This is a genomic window from Amycolatopsis sp. NPDC006131 (genome assembly GCF_040614175.1).
Lineage (GTDB): Bacteria > Actinomycetota > Actinomycetes > Mycobacteriales > Pseudonocardiaceae > Amycolatopsis_E > Amycolatopsis_E tucumanensis.
In genome coordinates this window covers 15225-37412 of sequence record NZ_JBEXTX010000009.1, presented here as the reverse complement: position 1 = coordinate 37412, position 22188 = coordinate 15225, and the positions used below count along the sequence as shown (strand labels likewise).

Annotated in this window: 26 protein-coding genes and 1 pseudogene; 19 read left to right on the top strand and 8 right to left on the bottom strand. The window is 71.9% G+C overall.

From position 1 onward, the window contains the following. The first annotated feature begins 65 nt into the window (after positions 1–65). Both ABZ215_RS07910 and ABZ215_RS07905 read left to right on the top strand, forming a co-directional pair. The gene (locus ABZ215_RS07910) at positions 66–1490 is read left to right on the top strand and encodes a short-chain fatty acyl-CoA regulator family protein (protein WP_354948634.1); all 1425 of its coding nucleotides are present in this window, start codon (positions 66–68) and stop codon (positions 1488–1490) included. 9 nt (positions 1491–1499) lie between these two features. Next, a complete protein-coding gene (locus tag ABZ215_RS07905; RefSeq protein ID WP_354714244.1) occupies positions 1500–2036 on the top strand; it encodes an NADPH-dependent FMN reductase in 537 nt (178 codons plus the stop codon). 53 nt (positions 2037–2089) lie between these two features. Here the strand turns inward: ABZ215_RS07905 and ABZ215_RS07900 are convergent, their stop codons facing one another. Continuing rightward, positions 2090–2845 carry an acyltransferase gene (locus ABZ215_RS07900; protein WP_237338447.1) on the bottom strand — a complete coding sequence of 252 codons (756 nt, stop codon included), beginning with the start codon at positions 2843–2845 and terminating at the stop codon, positions 2090–2092. 11 nt (positions 2846–2856) lie between these two features. Between ABZ215_RS07900 and ABZ215_RS07895 the strand changes: the two genes are divergently transcribed. Then, positions 2857–3819: a nucleoside hydrolase gene (locus ABZ215_RS07895; RefSeq protein WP_354948632.1), complete on the top strand. Its 963-nt coding sequence runs from the start codon at positions 2857–2859 to the stop codon at positions 3817–3819. A 10-nt stretch (positions 3820–3829) separates the two neighbouring features. Here the strand turns inward: ABZ215_RS07895 and ABZ215_RS07890 are convergent, their stop codons facing one another. Beyond that, a complete protein-coding gene (locus ABZ215_RS07890) occupies positions 3830–4234 on the bottom strand; it encodes a VOC family protein (protein WP_237338449.1) in 405 nt (134 codons plus the stop codon). 90 nt (positions 4235–4324) lie between these two features. Between ABZ215_RS07890 and ABZ215_RS07885 the strand changes: the two genes are divergently transcribed. Further along, positions 4325–5302: a YafY family protein gene (locus ABZ215_RS07885; RefSeq protein ID WP_354948629.1), complete on the top strand. Its 978-nt coding sequence runs from the start codon at positions 4325–4327 to the stop codon at positions 5300–5302. On the opposite strand, the gene ABZ215_RS07880 is transcribed toward ABZ215_RS07885, so the two are convergent. Continuing rightward, positions 5303–6799, bottom strand: a complete 1497-nt coding sequence (locus tag ABZ215_RS07880; protein WP_354948627.1) for a hypothetical protein — start codon at positions 6797–6799, stop codon at positions 5303–5305. A gap of 103 nt (positions 6800–6902) precedes the next feature. On the opposite strand from ABZ215_RS07880, the gene ABZ215_RS07875 reads away from it, so the two are divergent. The 6 genes from ABZ215_RS07875 to ABZ215_RS07850 all read left to right on the top strand — a co-directional run bounded on the left by ABZ215_RS07875 (position 6903) and on the right by ABZ215_RS07850 (position 11233). Further along, a complete protein-coding gene (locus tag ABZ215_RS07875; protein WP_354948625.1) occupies positions 6903–7655 on the top strand; it encodes an MBL fold metallo-hydrolase in 753 nt (250 codons plus the stop codon). A 77-nt stretch (positions 7656–7732) separates the two neighbouring features. Then, positions 7733–8182 carry a MarR family transcriptional regulator gene (locus ABZ215_RS07870; protein ID WP_354948623.1) on the top strand — a complete coding sequence of 150 codons (450 nt, stop codon included), beginning with the start codon at positions 7733–7735 and terminating at the stop codon, positions 8180–8182. Then, positions 8179–8985: an ATP-binding cassette domain-containing protein gene (locus ABZ215_RS07865; RefSeq protein ID WP_354948620.1), complete on the top strand. Its 807-nt coding sequence runs from the start codon at positions 8179–8181 to the stop codon at positions 8983–8985. The genes ABZ215_RS07870 and ABZ215_RS07865 overlap by 4 nt, the downstream gene beginning before the upstream one ends. Beyond that, a complete protein-coding gene (locus ABZ215_RS07860; protein ID WP_354948618.1) occupies positions 8945–9757 on the top strand; it encodes an ABC transporter permease in 813 nt (270 codons plus the stop codon). Before ABZ215_RS07865 ends, ABZ215_RS07860 begins: the two co-directional genes overlap by 41 nt. Before the next feature lie 81 nt (positions 9758–9838). Continuing rightward, positions 9839–10471: a DUF4383 domain-containing protein gene (locus tag ABZ215_RS07855; protein WP_027936527.1), complete on the top strand. Its 633-nt coding sequence runs from the start codon at positions 9839–9841 to the stop codon at positions 10469–10471. A gap of 21 nt (positions 10472–10492) precedes the next feature. Further along, positions 10493–11233: an SDR family NAD(P)-dependent oxidoreductase gene (locus tag ABZ215_RS07850; protein WP_354948616.1), complete on the top strand. Its 741-nt coding sequence runs from the start codon at positions 10493–10495 to the stop codon at positions 11231–11233. A gap of 53 nt (positions 11234–11286) precedes the next feature. On the opposite strand, the gene ABZ215_RS07845 is transcribed toward ABZ215_RS07850, so the two are convergent. Next, on the bottom strand, positions 11287–12084 hold the full coding sequence (locus tag ABZ215_RS07845; protein ID WP_020422454.1) for a hypothetical protein: 798 nt from the start codon (positions 12082–12084) through the stop codon (positions 11287–11289). A 180-nt stretch (positions 12085–12264) separates the two neighbouring features. Here ABZ215_RS07845 and ABZ215_RS07840 point away from each other — a divergent pair, with 180 nt between their 5' ends. The 3 genes from ABZ215_RS07840 (at position 12265) to bcp (ending at position 13680) form a co-directional block, all read left to right on the top strand. After that, positions 12265–12447, top strand: coding sequence for a hypothetical protein (locus ABZ215_RS07840; RefSeq protein ID WP_017987385.1), 183 nt, complete (start codon positions 12265–12267; stop codon positions 12445–12447). A 201-nt stretch (positions 12448–12648) separates the two neighbouring features. Further along, positions 12649–13176 (top strand): hypothetical protein, encoded by a 528-nt coding sequence (locus ABZ215_RS07835; protein WP_237339959.1) that lies wholly within the window; start codon positions 12649–12651, stop codon positions 13174–13176. Between the two features lie 24 nt (positions 13177–13200). Next, positions 13201–13680, top strand: a complete 480-nt coding sequence (bcp, locus tag ABZ215_RS07830) for a thioredoxin-dependent thiol peroxidase (RefSeq protein WP_020422451.1) — start codon at positions 13201–13203, stop codon at positions 13678–13680. A 46-nt stretch (positions 13681–13726) separates the two neighbouring features. Here bcp and ABZ215_RS07825 read toward each other — a convergent pair whose 3' ends face one another. After that, positions 13727–14437, bottom strand: coding sequence for a GntR family transcriptional regulator (locus tag ABZ215_RS07825; protein ID WP_020422450.1), 711 nt, complete (start codon positions 14435–14437; stop codon positions 13727–13729). 208 nt (positions 14438–14645) lie between these two features. Between ABZ215_RS07825 and ABZ215_RS07820 the strand changes: the two genes are divergently transcribed. Genes ABZ215_RS07820 through ABZ215_RS07805 form a run of 4 tightly spaced genes read left to right on the top strand, consistent with a single transcriptional unit; the run spans position 14646 to position 18236 of the window. Next, positions 14646–15971 (top strand): MFS transporter, encoded by a 1326-nt coding sequence (locus tag ABZ215_RS07820; protein WP_235716282.1) that lies wholly within the window; start codon positions 14646–14648, stop codon positions 15969–15971. Further along, positions 15968–16744 carry a 5-oxoprolinase subunit PxpA gene (locus tag ABZ215_RS07815; protein WP_354948614.1) on the top strand — a complete coding sequence of 259 codons (777 nt, stop codon included), beginning with the start codon at positions 15968–15970 and terminating at the stop codon, positions 16742–16744. Before ABZ215_RS07820 ends, ABZ215_RS07815 begins: the two co-directional genes overlap by 4 nt. Further along, on the top strand, positions 16741–17361 hold the full coding sequence (gene pxpB, locus ABZ215_RS07810) for a 5-oxoprolinase subunit PxpB (RefSeq protein WP_020422447.1): 621 nt from the start codon (positions 16741–16743) through the stop codon (positions 17359–17361). The genes ABZ215_RS07815 and pxpB overlap by 4 nt, the downstream gene beginning before the upstream one ends. Continuing rightward, positions 17358–18236 carry a biotin-dependent carboxyltransferase family protein gene (locus ABZ215_RS07805; protein ID WP_027931981.1) on the top strand — a complete coding sequence of 293 codons (879 nt, stop codon included), beginning with the start codon at positions 17358–17360 and terminating at the stop codon, positions 18234–18236. The genes pxpB and ABZ215_RS07805 overlap by 4 nt, the downstream gene beginning before the upstream one ends. A gap of 46 nt (positions 18237–18282) precedes the next feature. Here the strand turns inward: ABZ215_RS07805 and rdgB are convergent, their stop codons facing one another. Together rdgB and rph are read right to left on the bottom strand one after the other, a co-directional pair. Next, on the bottom strand, positions 18283–18891 hold the full coding sequence (gene rdgB, locus ABZ215_RS07800) for an RdgB/HAM1 family non-canonical purine NTP pyrophosphatase (RefSeq protein WP_354948611.1): 609 nt from the start codon (positions 18889–18891) through the stop codon (positions 18283–18285). Then, entirely contained in the window at positions 18888–19664 is a 777-nt protein-coding gene (gene rph, locus ABZ215_RS07795; protein ID WP_020422444.1) for a ribonuclease PH, read from the bottom strand. The genes rdgB and rph overlap by 4 nt, the downstream gene beginning before the upstream one ends. Before the next feature lie 35 nt (positions 19665–19699). Here rph and ABZ215_RS07790 point away from each other — a divergent pair, with 35 nt between their 5' ends. After that, a complete protein-coding gene (locus tag ABZ215_RS07790) occupies positions 19700–20497 on the top strand; it encodes a hypothetical protein (protein ID WP_354948609.1) in 798 nt (265 codons plus the stop codon). A gap of 68 nt (positions 20498–20565) precedes the next feature. Then, a pseudogene (locus ABZ215_RS07785) lies at positions 20566–21378 on the top strand (YbhN family protein); the annotation flags it as partial. A gap of 24 nt (positions 21379–21402) precedes the next feature. Here ABZ215_RS07785 and ABZ215_RS07780 read toward each other — a convergent pair. Next, the gene (locus ABZ215_RS07780) at positions 21403–22170 is read right to left on the bottom strand and encodes an MBL fold metallo-hydrolase (protein WP_237339957.1); all 768 of its coding nucleotides are present in this window, start codon (positions 22168–22170) and stop codon (positions 21403–21405) included. Positions 22171–22188: the final 18 nt, after the last annotated feature.

Below are 22188 nucleotides of genomic sequence, written 5' to 3'. Positions count from 1 at the left end.
GTTCGTGGACTGAATCGGTCACGTGATCGGTGCGGTCGGGAAAAGATCCTCGGGAAGGGCCTGTCGTGGAGAAGACTTTCGCCGGCGCGAAGCTGCGCCACCTACGCGAGAGCCGGTCGATGAGCCAGGCGGACCTGGCCAGGTTGCTGGAAATCAGCCCCAGCTACCTGAACCAGATCGAGCACAACTCGCGTCCCTTGACCGTTCCAGTGCTGCTTCGCATCACCGAAGCGTTCGGGGTCGACACCGAGTTCTTCGCCAACAACGACACCAGCCGCCTGGTCGCCGACGTGCGCGAAGCGCTGCTCGACGAGTCGCTCGGCATCGAGGCGACCACCAGCGAGCTCAACGAGCTGGCCACCAACCTGCCGACCATCGCGCAGGCCCTGGTGCGGCTGCACCGCAGCTACCGGGCGGCGGTGGAGAGCACGGCCGCGCTGGTCACCGAGAACGGCACGGGCCCGCACGGCAGCGCCGCCGCGCCCCTGCCCCACGAGGAGGTCCGCGACTTCTTCTACGAGCGCGAGAACTACGTCGCCGAGCTGGACGAACGCGCCGAGCGGATGGCCGAGGACATCGGCCTGCGCCGCGGCGGCGTTCACAAGACTTTGCAGGACCGGCTCGCCGACCACTACGGCGTGCAGGTGACCACCGAGGGCATCAACGAGGCCACGGGCGAGCAGCACCGCTACTCCCCCGACTCGAAGATCCTCCGGCTCGCGCCGAGCCTGCGGGTGGGCCAGCGGGCGTTCCGGATGGCTTCGCAGATCGCGTTGCTGGAGTACGACGACCTGATCACCGAACTGGCCGACTCGTGGGCGTTCTCCGGCCCGGCCGCGCGGTCGCTGGCGCGGGTGGGTCTTGCCAACTACTTCGCAGGCGCGCTGATCCTGCCCTACGGCCCGTTCCTGTCCATGGCGGAGAGCTTCCGCTACGACATCGAGCGGCTGTGCGACCACTTCGGCGTCGGGTTCGAGACGGTGTGCCACCGGCTGTCCACCCTGCAGCGGCCCAAGCGGCGCGGCGTGCCGTTCTCGTTCGTGCGGGTGGACCGCGCGGGCAACATGTCGAAGCGGCAGTCCGCGGCGGGCTTCCACTTCTCCCGGGTCGGCGGGTCGTGCCCGCTGTGGAACGTCTACGAGGCGTTCAGCTCGCCGGGCAAGATCCTCACCCAGATCGCGACGCTGCCGGACGGCAAGAGCTACTTCTGGATCGCGCGGACCGTGTCGCGCAACATCGGCGGCTACGGCAGCCCGGGCAAGATGTTCAGCGTCGGACTCGGCTGCGAACTCCGGCACGCCGGGCGGCTCATCTACTCGACCGGTCTGGACCTGGACGTCAAGGCGGCCGCGACGCCGATCGGCATGGGCTGCAAGGTGTGCGAACGGCCGGCCTGCCCGCAGCGCGCGTTCCCGACGATCGGCAAGCAGCTCACGGTCGACGAGAACACCAGCACCTTCGTCCCGTACCCGGCGGTGCCCAAGGGATAGCGTGGGCGCATGACGACGCTCTTCCGGATCCTGGCCGTCAGCGGGAGCACGCGGGCGGGCTCGACCAACTCGGCGATGCTCGCCACCGCGCAGGCGATCGCGCCGGAGGGCGCGGTCGTCGAGGTCTACGACGGGCTCCGGTCGTTGCCGCACTTCGATCCGGACGACGACCGGGACCCGCTCCCGGACGCCGTCGCCGACCTCCGCGGACAGCTCAAGGAAGCGGACGCGGTGCTGTTCTGCACACCGGAGTACGCGGGCGCGCTGCCCGGGTCGTTCAAGAACCTGCTCGACTGGGCAGTCGGTTCGGACGCGATGGGCGGCAAGCCGGTGGCGTGGATCAACGTGTCGTCGTCGGTCACCGGCGCCGCCGGGGCGCACGAGTCGCTGCGGACCGTGCTCGGCTACCTGGGCACGCGGATCGTCGAGGAGGCCTGCGTGCACATTCCCGTGCCGCGCGAGGCGATCGGGGCGGACGGTCTCGTCGGCGACGAGGCCATCCGGGAGCGGGTGCGCGCGGCGCTGACCGCACTCGCGACCCGCTAAACCCGGGCCGGCCCCTCGCCCACCGCCACCCTCAACGGAGCGGCTACGCGGCGCTAGCTCTGTTCAAGGGTCTTCTGCAGCGCCTTGTTCGCCTTGCGGGCCATGTCGGCGATGGCTTCGCGGCGTTCGGCGTCGGCTTCGTAGTCGGCGCGGCGGTCGCGCACGACGCGCGCCGGGGAGCCGACCGCGATGCCGTAGTCCGGGATGTCGCCGCGCACCACGGCGTGCGCGCCGAGTACGCAACCACGGCCGACGCGCGTGCCGCGCAGCACCGACACCTTCGTGCCGATCCAGGTGTCCGGCCCGATGCGCACCGGGGTCTTCACGATCCCCTGGTCCTTGATCGGCAGGTTGATGTCGGTGGTGACGTGGTCGAAGTCACAGATGTAGACCCAGTCGGCCACGAGGGTGGCCGCGCCGAGCTCGATGTCGAGGTAGCAGTTGACGACGTTCTGGCGCCCGAAGACCGCCTTGTCGCCGATGCGCAGCGAACCCTCGTGGCAGCGGATCGCGTTGCCGTCGCCGATGTGGACCCAGCGCCCGATCTCCAGGCGGCCGTAACCGGGGCGGCAGTGGATCTCCACGTCCTTGCCGAGGAAGACCATGCCGCGCAGGATGATGTGCGGGTTCGCCAGCCGGAACTTGAGCAGGCGCCAGTACCGCACCAGGTACCACGGCGTGTAGGCGCGGTTGCGCAGGACCCAGCGCAGCGAGTCGGCGGTCAGGAACTTCGCCTGACGAGGGTCGCGCCGGGCGCGGCGCCAGGCCTGCACCCGGGACAGCACCGGCGATCCCCACATGGACGTCATAGGTTGACAGTATGCCGACTCCGTTGATCATCGATACCGACCCGGGCGTGGACGACGCCTTCGCGATCGCGTTGGCCGCGCTGAGCGAGGACGTCGAACTGCTGGGGGTCACCACAGTCTTCGGCAACGTCCCGCTCGAGGCGACCACCCTGAACGCGCGCCGCGTGCTGGCCCTGTGCGGGCGCGCGGACGTCCCGGTCGCGGCCGGCGCCGCGCGGCCGCTGGTGCACGAGCAACTGCAGCGGGCCAGCCACGTGCACGGCTCGGACGGGCTGTCCGGGCGGTCGGCCGCGCTGCCCGAGCCGGACCGCGCGCTGGAGCCGGGCGGGGCGGTGAGCCTGCTGGTTTCCCTGCTGGAGGCGGCCGCGGAGCCGGTGACGATCGCGCCGATCGGGCCGCTCACGAACATCGCGCTGCTGCTCGCGGCGCACCCCGAGGTGCGGGAGAAGATCGCGCGCATCGTCGTCATGGGCGGCGGGCTGGCCGGCGGCAACACCACGGGCGCGGCGGAGTTCAACATCTGGAGCGACCCCGCGGCCGCGCGGCGGGTCCTGGTCGAGGAGCCGGTGCCGTGCGTGCTGGTGCCGATGGACCTGACCTACCGGTGCGCGGTGGACAGCGCGTGGCTGGGCAAGCTCGCGGCGTCCGGGCCGATCGGCGCAGCGCTGGAGGCGCTGACGCCGGACTACCTGGCGCACTACCGCAAGGCGCTCGGGTGGGACGGGATCGTGCTGCACGACGCGGTCGCGGTGGCGGAGGCGATCCGGCCCGGGATCCTGCGGACGGAGAGCTACCCGATCGACGTGGAGTGCTCGATGGGCCCCGCCCGCGGCGCGACGCTGGTCGACCGGCGGCGGCAGGCGCTGCGCGCGGACGCGGAAGGCGACGTCGCGCCGGGGCGCGTCGAGGTGGCCGTGGACACGGACCTGGACGGGCTGCGGGGCTTCATCCTGGAGCGGCTGGCTCGCGGCTGACGGCCGGTCGTCAACGGGCGAGCCTGGCCCTGGCCTCTTCGGTGAGCGGCGCGAAGAGATTGACCAGGTTGCCGTCGGGGTCGCGGAACAGCAGCGAGCGGTTGCCCCACGGCATCGTCGTCGGCTTCTGCACGATCTCGGGGACGACCGCCAGCGACGTCAGCCGTTCGTACGCCCGGTCCACGTCCTCGACGAGGAACTCGAGGATCGCGGAACGGTTCGACTCGGGCACGGCAGCCCCCGGGCTGAACAGCGACATCGTCTCGGCGCCGCCGATCGCGAGCGTGCACGCGGAACCGGGGAACTCGGCGAACTGCTCGGCGAGCCACCGCGCGCGGAGGCCGGTCACCTGCTCGTAGAACTCGGCAAGACGGGCGACGTCGCTGGTGATGACACGGACAGAGACGAGCTGCACGGCGGGTCCTTTCTGCACTTCTCGGAGGAACACCGGCCACGCTAGGGGCGATAGTGGACAGGATCCGCCCGGTATTGCGAGGATCTTCGGGTGACCCGGCCGATCGCCCGCGTGCTGGCCCTGCTGGAGATCCTCCAGAGCGGCGGGACCCGGACCGTGGCCGAGCTCGCCGGGCGGCTCGACGTCGACGAGCGCACCGTCCGCCGCTACGTCGATCACCTCCGCGACCTCGACGTCCCGGTCCGCACGGTGCGCGGACGGCACGGCGGGTACCGGCTGTCGCCCGGCTACCGCATGCCCCCGCTGATGCTCACCGACGAGGAGGCGCTCGCCGTCCTGCTCGGTCTGGTCGCGGGGCGGCGGGCCGGCCTGATCACCACGTCGGTCGCGGCCGCCGAGAGCGCGGTCGCGAAGATCCGGCGGGTGCTGCCCGACGCCGTCGGGCGGCGGCTCGACGCGCTGCTGGAGATCGCCGGCTTCACCGCGCCGCCACGGCCGGCGCTCACGGCGGAGGCCGGGGTGCTGCTCACCGTGGCGGAGGCAGCGCGGGATCGCCGGCCGGTCGAAATCGCTTACACCGCGGGCCATGGCGGCGCCAGCGAACGCGTCGTCCACCCGTACGGGGTGGTGGCGCACTCCGGGCGGTGGTACCTGAGCGGCTTCGACTCGGCCAGCGGGCAGGTGCGCACGTTCCGGGTCGACCGGATCAGGACTGTGGAAATCGCCGCGGGAACGTTCGACGTGCCGGCGGGGTTCGATCCCGCCGAGCGGGTGCTCGGCGCCCTCGCCGAGACGCCGTACGAGCACGAGGTGTCCGTGCGGATCCGGTCGACGCCCGAGCGGATCCGCTCCGTCTTCCCGCCGTCCGTCGCGTCGCTGGAGACGATCACCAGCGGCGATCCCTGGGTTCGGGCGCGGATCCGGGCGCAGCGACTCGACTGGATACCGCCCCTGCTCGCGGCGCTCGATCAGCCGTTCGTCATCGAGCAGCCCAGCGCACTCCGCGACCTGGTCCGGGCACTGGCGGATCGGCTAGCCCGCCACGCCGGCGCGCGAGCGGACGACTGATCACCAGGGGTGCGCGGGGTGTGGGATGCGCACGGCGGCCAGGCGCTTGTTGCGTGCGGAAGCGCTTTCCCCGACCTTGGACACGCTCGTGCAGCGCGGGTAGGTCAGGCCGGGATCCGGGTCGAGGATCTTCTCGCACGTGACGGAGTGCTCCTCCGCGCCGAGGAAGAACCGCAGGCTCGTGCCCGGCCGCACCAGGACGTGGGAGAGCCGCACGTCGTGTTCGTCGCGATCCTCGCCGAGGCCGAAGAACGGGTCGGCGTAGCGGACGCCGTCGGCCTCGAAGTGGTGCTCCGCGCCGTCCGCGTCGAGCGCCTCGGCGAGCACGCCGAGCGTCACGCTCGCCGGGATCACCAACCGCCACCACTGCGGCGGCTTGCGGCCGGTCACGGTGACCTTCAGCTGGTAGACGGCCAGCTTCACGGTTTCCGCGAACGCCTGCAGCTCGCGGCGCAAGGCCGTGGCCTCGGGCTCCAGCGCGCCGGGCCCGCCGCGGTCGCGCACGTAGTGGTAGGCCTCCTCGACCCCGCTGCGTTCCCGCGCCGACAACGCGTACTCGGTGACCAGCCGCCGGCGCTCCGATTCGGACAGACCCGGACCGTCGTCCCACATCTCCAGCATCGCCGCCGCGTGCGGGCGCACATTGCGGTACCCCAGGGCGACGTGCCAGGCCGGCAGCACCTCGTCGCCGAAGCCGGCGACCACCTCGATCGCCGCGACGCGTTCGACCGGGGACGCGAACTCCGCGGCGTGCAGCAGTTGCGCGGCGCCGTCGACCGGGCGCCTGCCCTCGAACCAGCGCAGCGCCTGCCGCCAGGCCTCGTCGGCGGGCAGCGGCGCGAGACGGCTCAGCAGCTGGGCGGCGCGCAGCCCGGGCGTGACCGGTCGCGGTTCACGAGCGGCCCACTCGTCGAGCGCCCACTGGCCCAGCGGCGTCACCTTCCGGTCGGCGTCGAGGGCGCCGAACTCGGTCAGCACGTCCAGCGCCGCGTCGAGGGGGAACAGGTCCGTGCCGCCGAAGCTCGACGCGACCGCGTCCCCGTCCTCGCTGCCCTTGAGCAGACGGTGCACCGAGAACACCAGGTCGTCGAGCAGCGGGCCGTTGGCCAGCGCGGTGAGCACCGCCCGGCACATCGCGAACGCCCCGCGACGGCGCGGATCGGCCGACTCGGCGCGCAGGACCGCGTCGAGCCCCTTGAGCCACAGCTGCGCCGGATCGTCGTGCGGCGGGCGCGCGACCGCCTCCGCGACGCCGACCTCGATCAGGCCCGCGCCTTCCGCGGCCACCCACGGCCGGTGGATCGTGACGACGTCCGCGGCCGAGCGGACCTTCTCGCCGACCTCGACCCCGAGCACCCCGGCGACCGAGGGGACGTCGGCGGGACGCAGAACTCCTTTGGGGGTAACGGGTCTCCCGTCGCCGACCCAGCTCGCCAGCGCCCTCGTCCGGGACAGCGCTGGGCACTGACTCGCCAGTGTGGAGATTCCGGTACTCACCCGCAGGACTTTAGCGAGGGCGGTCCGTTACCCGGACGGGTGTTTCCGTCCACAGTAGAGTTGTCGACTTGTCGATCATGATACGCAGGCTAAGCTCGGCCCGGTGAGCGATCTCAGCCTGACGGTCCTCGGTTCCGCCACGCCCTACGCCGAGCCGGGCAACCCGTGCTCCGGTTACCTGGTGTCCAGCGGCGAGACGCACGTGTGGCTCGACGCGGGCCCCGGCACGCTCGCCGAGCTGCGCCGCCACACCAGCCTGGACCGGCTCGCCGGCATCTGGATCTCGCACCTGCACGCCGACCACTGCGCCGACCTGCTCACCGCGTACTACGGCGCCCTGTTCGCGGACGTCGAGCTGCCCGCGCCGATCCCGCTGTTCGGCCCGCCCGGGATCGCCGACCGGCTGGCCGGCTTCCTGACCAACGGACCGTCGCGCAGCCCGGTCGAGCGGGCTTTCGCCGTGCACGAGCTGTCCGACGGGCACCGGGCGGAGATCGGGCCGATGACGTTCACCGCCGCGGCCGTCGAGCACGGCATGCCCGCGTTCGGCGTGCGCATCGAGACGGGCGCGGCTTCGCTGGCCTACTCCGGCGACAGCGCGCCCTGCCCCGCGGTGACCAGCCTGGCCAAGAACTGCGACGCGCTGTTGTGCGAGGCGGACGGCCCGGAGCCTTCGGAGGCGCACCACACCCCGGAGGACGCCGGCGAGGCCGCGGCCGGCGCGGGGGTGCGGCGGCTGATCGTCACGCACGTCGGGCCGTTCCTCACGCCGGCCGACGCCGTCACCCGCGCGGCGGCGCGCTTCGAAGGGCCGGTCGCGTACGCGGCTCCCGGCGCCGTCTTCCACCTGCCCTGATCGGCCGGGCGAACACTCCGTTTCCTCCGGATCGCCGGATTAGTGAGCGTTGCTAACAGCTCTTAAACAGAGCTACCTTGGGCGACGTGCGGGAACTGGCCGAGAACCTGATGACCACGACGGCCGCGCTGCGACGGGTCGTCCGCAGGCGCGTGCGGGACACCCTGCCGCACGCGCCCCTGCGCCCGGCGCAGGTCGAGCTGCTCCGCGTGGTCCACGAGCACCCCGGCATCGGCGTCGCCGCGGCTGCTCGTGCCCTGCACCTCGCCGGGAACTCCGTCAGCACGCTCGTCAACCAGCTCGTCGACGCCGGGCTGCTGGACCGCCACGTCGACCCGGACGACCGCCGGGCCGCACGGCTCGAACTCACCGCCGCGGCGCGGGCCCGGCTGGCCAAATGGCGCCGCACCCGCACCGGCTTCGTGGCCGACGCGATCGCGACCCTGCCCGCCGGGGACCGGGACGCGATCGAGGCCGCCCTGCCCGCTCTCGGCCGGCTGATCGCCGCGATCCAGGAGGAGAGATGACCACACCCGCGGTGCGCTGCGCCGGGCTCCGGCACGCCTTCGGCGACACGGTCGCCGTCGACGGCGTAGACCTGGATATCCCGACGGGCCGGATCTTCGGACTGCTCGGACCCAACGGCGCGGGCAAGACCACCACCATCCGCATGATCACCACCCTGCTGCCCGCGAAAGCCGGCGCGGTCGAGGTGTTCGGGCTCGACGCCGCGCGCCGCAAGATGCGCGTGCGGCGGCTCATCGGCTATGTGCCGCAACAACTTTCCGCCGACGGCGCGCTCAGCGGACGGGAGAACGTCGCGTTGTTCGCCCGCCTCTTCGACGTCCCGCGCCGCGAACGCGCCGAGCAGGTCGACAACGCCCTGGGCGCCGTCGGTCTGCGCAGCGACGCCGACCGCCCCGCCTCGACCTACTCCGGCGGCATGATCCGCCGCCTCGAACTCGCACAGGCGCTGGTCAGCGCGCCCCGGCTGCTGATACTCGACGAGCCGACCATCGGGCTCGACCCGGTGGCCCGCTCCAGCGTCTGGGAACGCATCGAGCAGGTCCGCGCCGACACCGGCATGACGGTGCTCGTGACCACGCACTACATGGACGAGGCCGAGCAGCACTGCGAACGGGTCGCGCTCATGCACCGCGGCAAGATCCGCGCTTTGGGCAGCCCGGCGGAACTGCGGGCCGAACTCGGACCCGGGTCCACTTTGGACGACGTATTCCGCGCGGTCACCGGTGACGCGTTCGACGACGCAGACAAGGGAGGGATCCGCGATGTCCGTGCCGCTCGCCGCACCGCCCGCCGCCTCGGCTGATCCGGGCGCCGTCCGCCGCCTGCTGTCCAGGGTCGGCACGATGTGCCTGGTCGAACTGCAGAAGCTGCGCCGCGACCGCGCCGAACTCCTCACCCGCGCGATCCAGCCCGCGCTGTGGCTGCTGATCTTCGGCGAGACCTTCACCCGCCTGCGCGCGATCCCCACCGGGAGCACGCCCTACCTGGACTTCCTCGCCCCGGGGATCCTCGCGCAGTCCGCGTTGTTCATCGCGATCTTCTACGGCATCCAGATCATCTGGGAACGCGACGCCGGCGTGCTGGGCAAGCTGCTCGTCACGCCTACGCCGCGCGCGGCACTGGTCACCGGCAAGGCCTTCGCGGCCGGGGTGCGGGCACTCGCGCAGGCCGTGATCGTGCTGATCCTCGCCGCGGTACTGGGCGTCGGCCTGACCGCGAACCCGCTGAAGCTGGCCGGCGCGGCGCTCGCCGTGGTGCTCGGATCGGCGTTCTTCTGCTGCCTGTCGATCGTGATCGCCGGGCTCGTGTTGTCCCGCGAACGGCTGATGGGCATCGGGCAGGCGATCACGATGCCGTTGTTCTTCGGGTCGAACGCGCTCTACCCGGTGGATCTGATGCCCGGTTGGCTGCGCGTGCTCAGCCACGTCAACCCGCTCAGTTACGAAGTGGATGCCCTGCGGGGACTGCTGATCGGCACCGCGGACCACGTATGGGTGGATTTCGGGGTGCTCGCCGGCTCCGCCGTCATCGCCATCGCCGTCGCATCCGCCCTGCTCGGGCGGCTCGTGCGGTGAGTTTGCCCGATTCCACCCCCGGGTAACCCGTTGGGCACATCACGCAATCGTGGTGACCGTCGGATTAAGGGGACAGGCGACATGTCTCGTTCGGAACACGCCCGCGTCCGGGTGGCCGGCTTCCAGCCGGTCCAGGTGCTCGCCGCGCTCGTCGGTCTGGTCTACCTCGCGATCGGCATCGTCGGGTTCGTGCGCACCGGGTTCGGTGACTTCACCGGCAACACGGACCACATGCTGATGGGCTTCATGATCAACCCGCTGCACAACCTGGTGCACGTGGTGGTCGGCGTGCTCGGCCTGCTGTTCGCCGCGACATCGGCCTCGGCCCGCACCTACGGCTGGGTCCTGTTCATCGGGTTCGGCCTGGTGACGATCTGGGGCCTGATGATCACCGGGGTCATCTCGGCCAACCCGGTGTCCGGTCTCGGCAACCCGCTCAACCTCAACACCGCCGACAACTGGCTGCACGGGGCGACCGCGGTGCTCGGCCTGATCATGGCCGTGATGCCGGCGCGCAAGAAGGTGCACGTCGAGTCCACCGACACCGCCACCACCACGCAGCAGCCGGTGGTGACCGGTGACAACGTGCCGGGCAACGCGGACGTCCCGACCCGCCCGGTGCCGCAGCAGACCGCGGCCCAGACGGGACCGCAGACCGGCCACCACCGCCCGTCGCGCTGGCGGATGCACCGGTCGGGCCGCGCCGCCCACTGACGGTCGGGCAGACTGCCCGGCGTGAGCGGAACGGTGCTGGTGCTCGGCGGGCGCAGTGAGATCGGGCTCGCCGTGGCACGGAAACTCGTGGACGGCGGGCGGAAGTTCGTGCTGGCGGCCCGGCGCAGCGGCGACCTCGACTCCGAGGAAGCGTCGCTGCGCCGGGCCGGCGCGTCGGAGGTGGTCCGCGTCGAGTTCGACGCGGACGACGTGGCCCGGCACCGCGAGGTGCTCGACGGGATCGTCGCCGAGCACGGTCCACTGGAGACGGTCGTGGTGTCGTTCGGGATCCTGGGCGACCAGGAGCGGGCCGAACGGGACGCGGCGCACGCGATGGCCGTGATCCACACGGACTACGTGGCGCACGTGAGCATCCTGACGGAGCTGGCGAACCTGCTGCGCGCGCAGGGCAGCGGGCAGCTGGTGGTGTTCTCCTCGGTCGCCGGGGTCCGGGTGCGGCGGGCGAACTACGTGTACGGCTCGGCGAAGGCCGGGCTGGACGGGTTCGCGAGCGGCCTGGCCGACGCCCTGCACGGCAGCGGCGTGCGGCTGCTGCTGGTGCGCCCGGGTTTCGTCGTCGGGCGCATGACCGAGGGCATGTCGCCCGCCCCGTTCTCCAGCACGCCGGAACAGGTCGCGACGGCGACGGTCCGCGCGCTGCGGCGGGGACGGGGCGAGGTGTGGGTGCCGCCGGTGCTGCGGCCGGTGTTCTTCCTGATGCGGCTGCTGCCGCGGGCGATCTGGCGGCGGATGCCCCGCTGAAACGACCGAAGGCCACTCCCGCCGGGAGTGGCCTTCGCCGTGGTGAGGGGTGGTCAGCCGCCGAGGAGACCGCCGACGAGTCCACCGAGGAGACCGCCGACCAGGCCGTCGTTCTTCTTGGTGGTCGGCTGGGTCGTGCCGGGCGAGCTGCTCGGCTGCTGGGAGCTCGGCTCGGTCGTGGTCTCCGGCGGCGTGGTCGTCTCCGGGGACGTGGTCTCGGCGCTGCCGGAGCCGGTCGTCGTGCTGACGGCGGGCGCCGGGGCGGCCTGCGAGGTGGTCGGCGCCGCCGTGGTGCCACCGGCCGTCGACTGGCTGGTGCGCGCCTGGCTGCTCGCGCTGCTGGTCCCGTTCTGCGCCGCCGGCGTCTGGGCCTGCGACGACGCGCTGCCGGACGGCGGCAGCTCGGCGCTGGTCGAGGTCGGCGTGCTGCTGGCGAGCAGTTGCTGCTGCGGGGCGGCGATCGTGCTGGTCGGCGTGTGACCGGTGCTCGTGTCCGGGCCGCCACCCGCGCCGCCCGGCGCCGCGGCGTCGTGCAGCTGCCCGGTGGTCAGCGTGCTGACCGCGACCCCGGCCAGCGCCGCCACACCGGCGGCGAGGGCGCCGATGCGGCCTGCCTTGCGCTTGTCCCACCGGCTGCCCGGCTCGCTCTCCCGGCGCAGGATGCTGGCCGCCGGGATGCGCACGGTGGGCGCGTCGGCCATCTCCGGGGTGATGCCGGAGTCGTCGACGGGCTCCTTCGGCAGCTTGACCGCGGTGAACTCCTGCGTGACGCCTTCCCTGCGCAGCAACTCCGCGACGCTGATCTGCCGCGTCGTGGCACTCGGTCGAGTGTCTTTGTCGTCGCTCGTCACGCTGAACCTCTCCAAATCCGCTTACTGCCCGCGACATGATTACTGTTGTTATCAGTTCGTTGCCTCAGGTCGTGATCGAGGTCACAGCCATTGGGCCAAATGTCGTACGCACCGTGACGAGCCGATGGCTGAGGCGACCCGATACTGTGAGCCGCATCGCGCAGTTCCGGAGGTGACAGCGTGGCTGGCCGCAACCCCTTGTCGTGGGTGAGCAGCGTGGCGGACTGGTTCGAGCAACGCGGCGTCTACGTGCCGGGCGAGGACAACCACACGGTGGACCCGTGGCGCGACTTCGGCTGGTTGATCGTCGCCTGGCTGGTCGGCTGCGGCACCTTCATCCTCTTCCTCGCGATGGCCGTGTGACCCCATCGGGGGTGAGCGTGATCACGGCTGGTGGCCCGCCGATCACGGATCGGCCACAGCCCGACACCAGGTCCGCGTCAACCCCGCGCCGTGACTCGCACCCGCCCGCGACTAGGGACAGAGTGGAGCGCGCCCGGCGGAAATACCTACCCCGAACGGACCAGCCGGCCGGGCAGCCGAAGATGTGAGGAAGTGGCCCCTGTGCGCACCCCGAGGCACGCGATGGCCGCCCTCGTCCTGGTGGCGGTGACCGCTTGCGGTGCGCCGGCGCAGGTCGAGGGCGGGTCGACGAGCACCGGCGGTGATGTCGCGATCCAGCAGGCGGTCCCCGCGCTGCGCACCCTGGACTTCGGCGGCCAGTACCGGTTCGACGACGGGGTCGCGGTGTCGGTGTCCGCGCCGAAACCGTTCAAGCCCAGCAACAGCGCCTATCCGCGCAGCGACCGGGCGGTCGCGTTCGAGATCATCATCCGCAACGAGGGTGACCAGCCGTACCGGTTGTCCGGGCTGAGCGTGTCGGCGACCGTCGGGGACGTCGCGTCGAAGCAGGTCGTGGACTCCACGCAGGGCTACAGCGGCATCGTCGACGCGGGCAAGGACGTGCAGCCCGGGCGCGACGTGCGCCTGAACCTGGCCTTCACCGCGCCGCCGGAGCCGGCCGAGATGCGGCTGACGCTGCGCCCGACGGCGACCAGCCCGGTGATCGCCGTGTACTGCGGGCCGGCCTGACCCTCGCCCGGATACGCTCGGGGCATGACTGACCCGCAGCGGCTCACCGCCGGCGACAAGGCCCCCGACTTCACCCTTCCCGACAGCACGGGCAAGCAGGTCTCGCTGTCGGACTTCCGGGGCAGGCACGTCGTCGTCTACTTCTACCCGGCCGCGGGCACGCCGGGGTGCACCAAGCAGGCCTGCGACTTCCGGGACAACCTCGGCGAACTCGACGGCGCCGGCTACCAGGTGCTCGGCGTCTCGCCGGACAAGCCGGAGAAGCTCGCGAAGTTCGCCGAGGCGGAGCAGCTGACGTTCCCGCTGCTGTCCGATCCGGACAAGACGGTCCTCACCGAGTGGGGCGCGTTCGGCGAGAAGAAGAACTACGGGCGCATCGTGCAGGGCGTGATCCGGTCGACGTTCGTGATCGACCCCGAGGGCACGATCGTGAAGGCGATGTACAACGTCCGGGCGACCGGCCACGTCGCGAAGCTGTTGAAGGACCTCAAGATCTCGGCTTGACCCCGCTTCCGGCGTGGGCGAAGTGCCGCCCGCGCCGGAACCGCGCTCACATCACCCGGCGGTAGGCCTCGACCAGCTGCTCCTCCGCGTCGTCGAGGTACGCGGCCAGCTGCCGCTCCGCCGTGAGGCCGTCGCCGGTGCGCAGCGTCTCCAGGATCTCCCGGTTGCGCTCCAGGTACGGCTCGTGGAACGGCTGCGGGTCGGCCATCACGTGGAACACCAGCCGCAGCTCGGCGAGCAGCCCGCGGACCAGCTCGTCGACCCGCGGGCTGCCGGCGAGCGTGATCAGCGCCTGGTGGAAGTGGATGTTCGCGGTGCCCAGCTCGCGCCAGGCCTGACGCTTCTTCGCGTCCTCGCCGTCCGCGACGGCGGCCTCCACGGCCTGCAGCTTGTCACCCGGCGGACTGGTGATCTCCCGCAGCACGGCGCACTGCACGAGCTTGCGCACCTTGTACAGGTCGATGACGTCCTCGACCGACAGCCGCCGCACGAAGACGCCCCGGTTCAGCTCGTGCACCAGCAGCTTCTCGTGGGTGAGCAACCGGAACGCCTCACGCAGGGTGTTCCGGGAGACGCCGAGCGCCCCGCCGATCGCCTCCTCGGAGAGCCGGCTGCCGGGCTCGAAGAAGCCCTCGGTGATGCGCCCCCGCAGGATGTCCGCCAGCCGTTCGGCCGTGCTGGTGCGGCCCAGCAACAGGCGGTCGGCTTCGAGCCCGGTGCTGAGGATCGAGCCCATGGACTCGGCGTCGGTGGTCACGCTGGGCCTCCGGTTCATCAGGGGTCGGACCGTGTAACGGAAACTTAACCAGTCCATCGAAGGACGGTCCAACCTGCGACTTGTTCTACGAAAAGTCTATCCAGACGCTTCGAAGCGGTGTCCATGTTCCTCGAAAGTATTGACGGATCGTTCAACAATCCCTAACTTCATGACCTACCTCACTCCCCTTCGATGGATGGACACCGTGATGACCGCTTCGACTGAGCCCACGGACAAGCGCTCACTGCGCCGCGCGTTCGTGGCTAGCCTGTCCGGCACCACTCTGGAGTACTACGACTTCGCGGCCTACTCCGTGGCGGCCGCGACGTTGTTCGGCAAGCTGTTCTTCCCCTCGGGTGACAGCCTCGCCGGCACCATGGCGGCCTTCTCGACCTACGCCGTCGGTTACCTCGCCCGCCCGCTCGGTGGGTTCATCTTCGGCCGCCTCGGCGACAAGCTGGGCCGCAAGCAGGTCCTGGTGTTCACCCTCCTGCTGACCGGTATCGCCACCTTCCTGATCGGCATCCTGCCCACCCACGCGGCGATCGGCGGCTGGGCGGCCGTGCTGCTCGTGGCGCTGCGGTTCGCGCAGGGTGTCGGTGTCGGTGGCGAGTGGGGCGGCGCGGTACTGCTGTCCAGTGAGTTCGGCGATCCGAAGAAGCGCGGTTTCTGGGCCTCGGCGGCCCAGATCGGCCCGCCGGCGGGCAACCTGCTGGCCAACGGTGTGATCGCGCTGCTGGCCGCGGTGATGACCACCGCCGCGTTCGAGTCCTGGGGCTGGCGCATCGCGTTCCTGCTCTCCGGTGTCCTGGTGCTGTTCGGCCTGTGGCTGCGGATGAAGCTGGAGGAGACCCCGGTCTTCAAGAAGATCGCCGAGCAGGGCGAGAAGCCGAAGGCCCCGATCAAGGAGGTCTTCACCCAGGAGCCGCGTGCCCTGATCGCCGGCATCCTGATCCGCATCTGCCCGGACGTCCTGTACTCGCTGTTCACCGTCTTCGTCCTCACCTACATGACCAGCGAGCTGGGCATGAGCCGCAGCCAGGGCCTGACCGCCGTCATGATCGGTTCGGCGTTCCAGCTGTTCCTGATGCCGGCCGCCGGTGCGCTCTCCGACCGTGTCAGCCGCCGCAAGCTCTACGCGATCGGCACCATCGCCGCCGGTGTCTGGCCGTTCCTGTTCTTCCCGCTGGCCGGCACCAAGTCCTACCTGGCGATCGCGGTCGGCATGGTCGTCGCGCTGGCGATCCACGCCCTGCTCTACGGCCCGCAGGCCGCGATGATCACCGAGCAGTTCACCGAGCGGCTGCGCTACACGGGCAGCTCGCTGGCCTACACCCTCGCCGGTGTGGTCGGTGGCGCCGTCGCTCCGCTGATCTTCACCGCCCTGCTCGACGCCTACGACTCCTGGTTCGCCGTGGCGCTCTACGTCCTGGTGACCGCGATCGTCACGGGCATCGGTGTCGCCCTGAGCCGCCGGGCGCCCGAGGAGCAGCCGGTCGTCACCTCGGCCGACACGGTGGAAGTCGCACGATGAGCGCCCCCGCGACCACCGCCACCATCGACCTGAACTGCGACGTGGGCGAAGGGTTCGGCGCCTGGCGGATCGCCGATGACGAAGCCCTGCTGGACGTCGTGACCGGCGCCAACGTGGCCTGCGGCTTCCACGCCGGTGACCCCTCGACCATGCGGCACGTCTGCGAGGCGGCGGTGAAGCGCGGGGTCACCATCGGAGCCCACGTCGGGTACCGGGACCTGGCCGGGTTCGGCCGCCGGTTCCTCGACGTGGACCCCGTCGAACTGATCGACGAGATCCTCTACCAGCTGGGTGCGCTCGACGCACTGGCCGGCGCGTCGGGCGGCGAGATCGCCTACGTCAAGCCGCACGGCGCGCTGTACAACGCCATCGCCACGCACGAGAAGCAGGCGGGCGCGGTGGCCGAGGCGGTGTGGCAGTACGACCCGACGCTGCCCGTGCTCGGGCAGCCCGGGTCCCGGTGGCTGGCGCGTGCCGCCGAGGCCGGGCTGACCACCATCGCCGAGGCCTTCGCCGACCGCGGTTACTCGCCCGACGGGCGGCTCCTCCCCCGGCGCGAGCCGGGGGCGGTGCTGACCGACGCGGACGAGGTGGCGCGGCGGTGCGTCCGGCTGGTGCGGGACGGCGAGGTGGTGGCCGTGGACGGCACGGTCATCCCACTCCAGGCGGGTTCGCTGTGCGTGCACAGCGACACCCCGGGCGCGGTGGAACTGGCCGCCGCGGCCCGGGCCGCCCTGGTGTCGGCCGGGGTCGAGGTGCGGAGCTTCGCATGAACATCCGGCGATGCGGGGACCAGGCGCTGCTGGTCGACGTCGGCGACACCGGCGGGATCGACGCGGTGCTCGGCCTGTACTCCGCGCTGTCCGACCCTCGTCCCGACGGCGTGACGGAACTGGTGCCTGCGGCGCGCACCCTCCTGGTGCGCTTCGACCCGGCCGTGATCGGCGCCGGCGAGCTGGCGGAGCTGCTGACGGGCACCGAACCGGTGCCCGCCCAGGCGATGCGCGGCGAACTGGTGGAAATTCCCGTGTACTACGACGGCGCCGACCTGGCCGAGGTCGGCAAGCACACCGGCCTCGGCGCGGACGGCGTCGTCGAAATGCACACCGCCGCCGAGTACACGGTGGCGTTCGGCGGGTTCGCGCCCGGTTTCGGTTACCTGACCGGGCTGCACCCGAAACTGCACCTGCCGCGGCGGGCCACGCCGCGGACGCACGTGCCCGCCGGGGCGGTCGCCATCGCCGGTGAGTTCACCGGCATCTACCCGCGGTCCTCGCCGGGTGGCTGGCAGCTGGTCGGCCGGACCGAGGTCCCGCTGTGGGACCCGGCCCGCCGTCCGCCCGCCCTGCTGCGGCCCGGCACCCGCATCCGCTTCCGGGAGGTTCGATGATCGAGGTGGTGCGGCCGGGTCCGCTGACCACGGTGCAGGACCTGGGACGTCCCGGACTGGCCGCCCTGGGGGTCGGCCGGTCCGGGGCGGCCGACCGCCGGTCGGCCGCACTGGCAAACCGGCTCGTCGGCAACCTCGACGGCGCCGCGGTGCTGGAAACCACGTTCGGCGGCCTGGTGCTGCGGTTCCGGCAGGTGGCGCGGGTCGTGGTGACCGGCGCGCCGTGCCCGATCCGGCGGGGCCGCCGCGGTGAGGCGATGAACGCGCCGTTCACCGTCTGGCCAGGCGAGGAGCTGACGCTGGGGGCGCCGACCTCCGGGCTGCGCACCTACGTCGCCGTGCGTGGCGGGATCGGCGTGGACAAGGTGCTGGAGTCCCGCTCGACCGACCTGCTGGCCGGGCTCGGCCCCGCCGCGCTGAGCGAGGGCGACGAGCTGCCGATCGGCGACGACGAGTGCGGCCCGCTGCCCTCGGTCGAGGTCGCGCCGGTGCCCGACCCGGCCGGGTTCGCGCTGACCGTGCGCGTGATGCCCGGCCCGCGGGACGACTGGTTCACCGCGGAGGCGCTGAAGACCTTCGCGACGGCGACCTACGAGGTGACCTCGGAGAGCAACCGCGTCGGCGTCCGGCTCACCGGCCCCGTCCTGGAGCGCGCCCGCGAGGGCGAGCTGCTCAGCGAGGGCATGGTGCCGGGCGCGATCCAGGTGCCGCCATCGGGGCTGCCGCTGGTGTTCCTCGCCGACCACCCGGTGACCGGCGGATACCCGGTCATCGGTGTGGTGCTGACCGACGACCTGCCGGTGATGGCCCAGGCCCGGCCTGGGCAGACCGTGTCGTTCCGCCTCGTGTCCGCCGATCTCCCGGCGGCCGCCTGAAAACTCCCGGGAGCCATCCGTCAGGGTGGCTCCCGGGCTCCAAACCTCAGCGCCCGGCGAGTTCCCGCAACGCCGGCAACAGCGCCCGCAGCGCGCGACCGCGGTGGGACGAAGCGTCCTTCTCCGCCGGTTCCATCTCCGCCGACGTGCGGGTCTCCCCCTCCGGCACGAAGATCGGGTCGTAGCCGAACCCGTTGGTGCCCCGCGACTTCCGGATCAGCCGGCCGCGCCATTCGCCGCGCACCACCGTCTCCTCGCCGCCCGGCAGCACCAGCGCCGCCGCGCACACGAAGTCCGCGCCCCGGCGCTCGTCCGGGGTGTCGGTGAGCTGGGCGAGCACCAGGTCCAGGTTCGCCTGGTCGTCGCCGTGCCGTCCGGCCCAGCGGGCGGACAGCACGCCGGGCATCCCGTTCAACGCGTCCACCGCCAGGCCGGAGTCGTCCGCGATGGCGGGCAGGCCGGTGGCCGCGACGGCGTCCCTGGCCTTGGCGACCGCGTTCTCCTCGAAGGTCGCGCCGGTCTCCGGCGCCTCGGGGAACTCCGGCACGTCGGCGAGACCGACCACCTCCAGCCCCTCGACCCCCTCGGCCGCGAGGATGCGCCGCAGCTCGCCGAGCTTCTTGGCGTTGCGGGTGGCCAGCAGGACGCGGCTCACTTCGAGCCCTTCTTCTTGCCCGTGACCGGCTCCGGCAGCTCGTACGGGTACGGCTCGGCCAGCGCCGCCGTCTGCAGCCGGGTCAGCTCCGCGCACCCGGTCTGCGCCAGGTCCAGCATCTTGTCCAAAGTGGAACGGGTGAAGGTCGCGCCCTCGCCGGTGCCCTGCACCTCGATGAGCGTGCCGGCGTCGGTGGCGACGACGTTCATGTCGACCTCGGCCCGCGAGTCCTCTTCGTAGGGCAGGTCCAGGCGCACGCGCCCGTCCACCACGCCGACGCTGACCGCGGACACCATGGCGGAAAGCGGTTGCGGATCAGCCAGCCGCCCGGCCGCCGCGAGCCAGGTGACCGCGTCGGCCAGCGCCACGTAGGCGCCGGTGATCGCGGCCGTGCGGGTGCCGCCGTCGGCCTGGATCACGTCGCAGTCGAGCTGGATCGTGTTCTCGCCGAGCGCGGCCAGGTCGATGCACGCCCGCAGGGAGCGGCCGATCAGCCTGCTGATCTCGTGCGTCCGCCCGCCGATCCGGCCCTTGACCGACTCGCGGTCGCCGCGGTCGTGCGTGGCCGAGGGCAGCATGGCGTACTCGGCGGTCACCCACCCGAGACCCGATCCGGTCCGCCACCGCGGCACGCCCTCGCTGACGCTCGCCGCGCAGAGCACCTTCGTGTTGCCGAACTCGATGAGCACCGAGCCGGCCGGCCACTGCTGGAATCCCCGCGTGATCTTCACGTCGCGGAGCTGGTCGTCGTTCCTGCCGTCTTTTCGCACCACGCGTGCAGCGTAGAACCCCGCTACTGTGCCTGTTCATGCGCGCCGCCTTCGCGACCCTGCTCGCCTGCCTGCTGTGCCTGACCGCCGCACCCGCCACCGCGTCCACCGCCACTTGCGCGGAGACGCTGACCTGCACCGCCGAGGACATCGACGGGATGACGATCGCGCAGCGCCTGGAGTTCGTGCGCGCGATGTCGGCCGGTCCGGCGGCGGAGGTCGTCCCCGGTTACGCGCCGCGGTGGCGCAACATCGAGGGGGTGCTGGAGTTCTTCGCCGACCGCGGGCTGGGCGCTCCGGGCACCTGGGTGTCCTATGTGGATGCCGGGATTCTGGAGGGCATCGAACGGGGCATCGCGCTGGCCCGCGGGGACAGCACGGACACCTTCGGCAACCCCGGTGCGACCTTGTGGGCGAGCTACCTCACCCACCTGCGTGACGGGAAGCTGACGGCCCGTTCGGCGCACGACCGCGCGTGGAGCGAGGCCGAGCAGGCCTCGACCGAGTACGGCGTCGCGCTGGCCGAGCGGGTGCACGGCATCGCCGCAACTCCGGTCGAGGAGCGCTTCTACCAGTTCTCCGAGTTCTACCGGTGGACGCTGCGCAGCCGCCCGATGCTGCTCGACCTGCTGACCCCGCCGGTCGGCCCGGGCGACCAGCGGCAGCTGACCTTCCTGGACTGGTTCACCGACGTCACCAACGACGTGCCCGCCCACCGCGGCTCACACCTGGCCTACGACCTCGCCGAGTTCGACGCCCCGGCCGGCACGCTGAACTTCCTGGCCCTGTTCACCGCCTACGCCGACGCGCTGGCCGAGGACTACCTGCCGACGTAATTCAGCACATGTTGACAAACTCGCGCCCGCGCGGAGAATTCATCGTAAGGTGAATTAGGGGGTGCGTGATGCGGCGCAGACTCTTGACCGGCCTCGGGCTCGTGGCCGTCCTCGCGATCGTGGTCCTGACCCTGCGCGACCGCGTCCCCTCGCCCGCGGAGATCGGCGCCGCGCTCCGCGAGGCGGACCCCGGGTGGCTGGCCGTGGCGGCGGCCGCCGAGTTCGTGTCGATGGGGATGTTCGCCCGCCAGCAGCGGCGGCTGCTCACCGCGTTCGGCGTGACCCTGCAGCGCCGCCGGATCCTGGCCCTGTCCTACGGCCGGTCCGCCATCTCGATCAGCCTGCCCGCCGGTTCGGCGGTGTCCGCCGCCTACGCGTTCCAGCAGTTCCGGGCAGGCGGCGCGGACCGGAAGTCGGCCGCCGCCGTGATGGTGCTCTCCGGCGTGCTGTCGGCGCTGGGGCTGGCGCTGCTCTACGGCACCGGGGCGCTGGCCGCGATCCACCCGGCGGCCGCGGCGGCCCTCGTCGTGGGCGCGGTCCTGCTGGTCACGCTGGTGTCCCGGCAGTCGAGCGCGATCGCGCCCCGGCACTGGCTGCTCGCGCTGGCCGCGGCCACCGCGAACTGGCTCGGCGACCTGGTGTGCCTGATCGCGGCGGCCCGCGCCTTCGGCATCGGCCTCGGTCTGCTCGAACTGGCCACGGTCTACCTCGCGGTGCAGCTCGTGCGGCAGATCCCGCTCACCCCGGGCGGCATCGGCGTCATCGAGGTCAGCCTGCTCACCGGGCTGGTCTCCGCGGGCGCGGCGGAACCGGCGGCCGCCGCGGCGGTGCTCACCTACCGGCTGCTGTCCTGCTGGTTGATCATCCCGATCGGGCTGGCCTGCTGGGCGGCGCTGCGGCGGGCCTCAGACGTCGTAGACCGCGCCCCGCTCGACGAGCGCAGCGCCGGGGAAGACCGCCCGGGCCTCGGCGAGGATGGCGTTCCGGTCGCTCCACGGCGCGACGTGCGTGATGAGCAGGCGCTCCACACCCGCGTCCCGCGCCAGCTCGCCCGCCTGCTTGCCGGACAGGTGCACGCCAGGCGGCCGGTCCGCGGCGTCGGTCCAGGACGCCTCGGCGAGCAGGACGTCGACGTCGCGGACCAGGTCGGCCAGTGCGTCGCAGGGCCCGGTGTCGCCGGTGTAGGCGAGCGTGCGGCCGGCGTGCCGCACCCGTAACCCGAACGCCTCGGTCGGGTGGACCACCGGGATCGCGGTGACCTCGAACGGGCCGATCTTCACCGGATCGCCGGACAGGGCGTGGAACTCGTAGACGTCGGACAGGTCGGTCTCGGCCAGCTCCGCCTCGTTCGGCGCGTACGCCATCGCCAGCCGGACCGGCGCGTTCGCCGGGGCGTGCACCGGGAGCCGGCGCGCGGTGGTGTCGTACGGCGGGGCCGGGTGGTAGCGGCGCAGCACGGTCAGCGCGCTGAAGTCCGCGCAGTGGTCCGGGTGCAGGTGCGACAACACCAGCGCGTCGAGGTCGAAGGGGTCACGCCGCTGCTGCAGCTCGGCGAACACGCCGTTGCCGAACTCGAGGCCGAGCAGGAAACCGTCCGCTTCGAGCAGGTATCCGGACGCGGGCTGGCCCGGGCCGGGAACGCTGCCCGAGCAACCGAGGATCGTCAGTCGCACGGGACAACACCCTGCCAG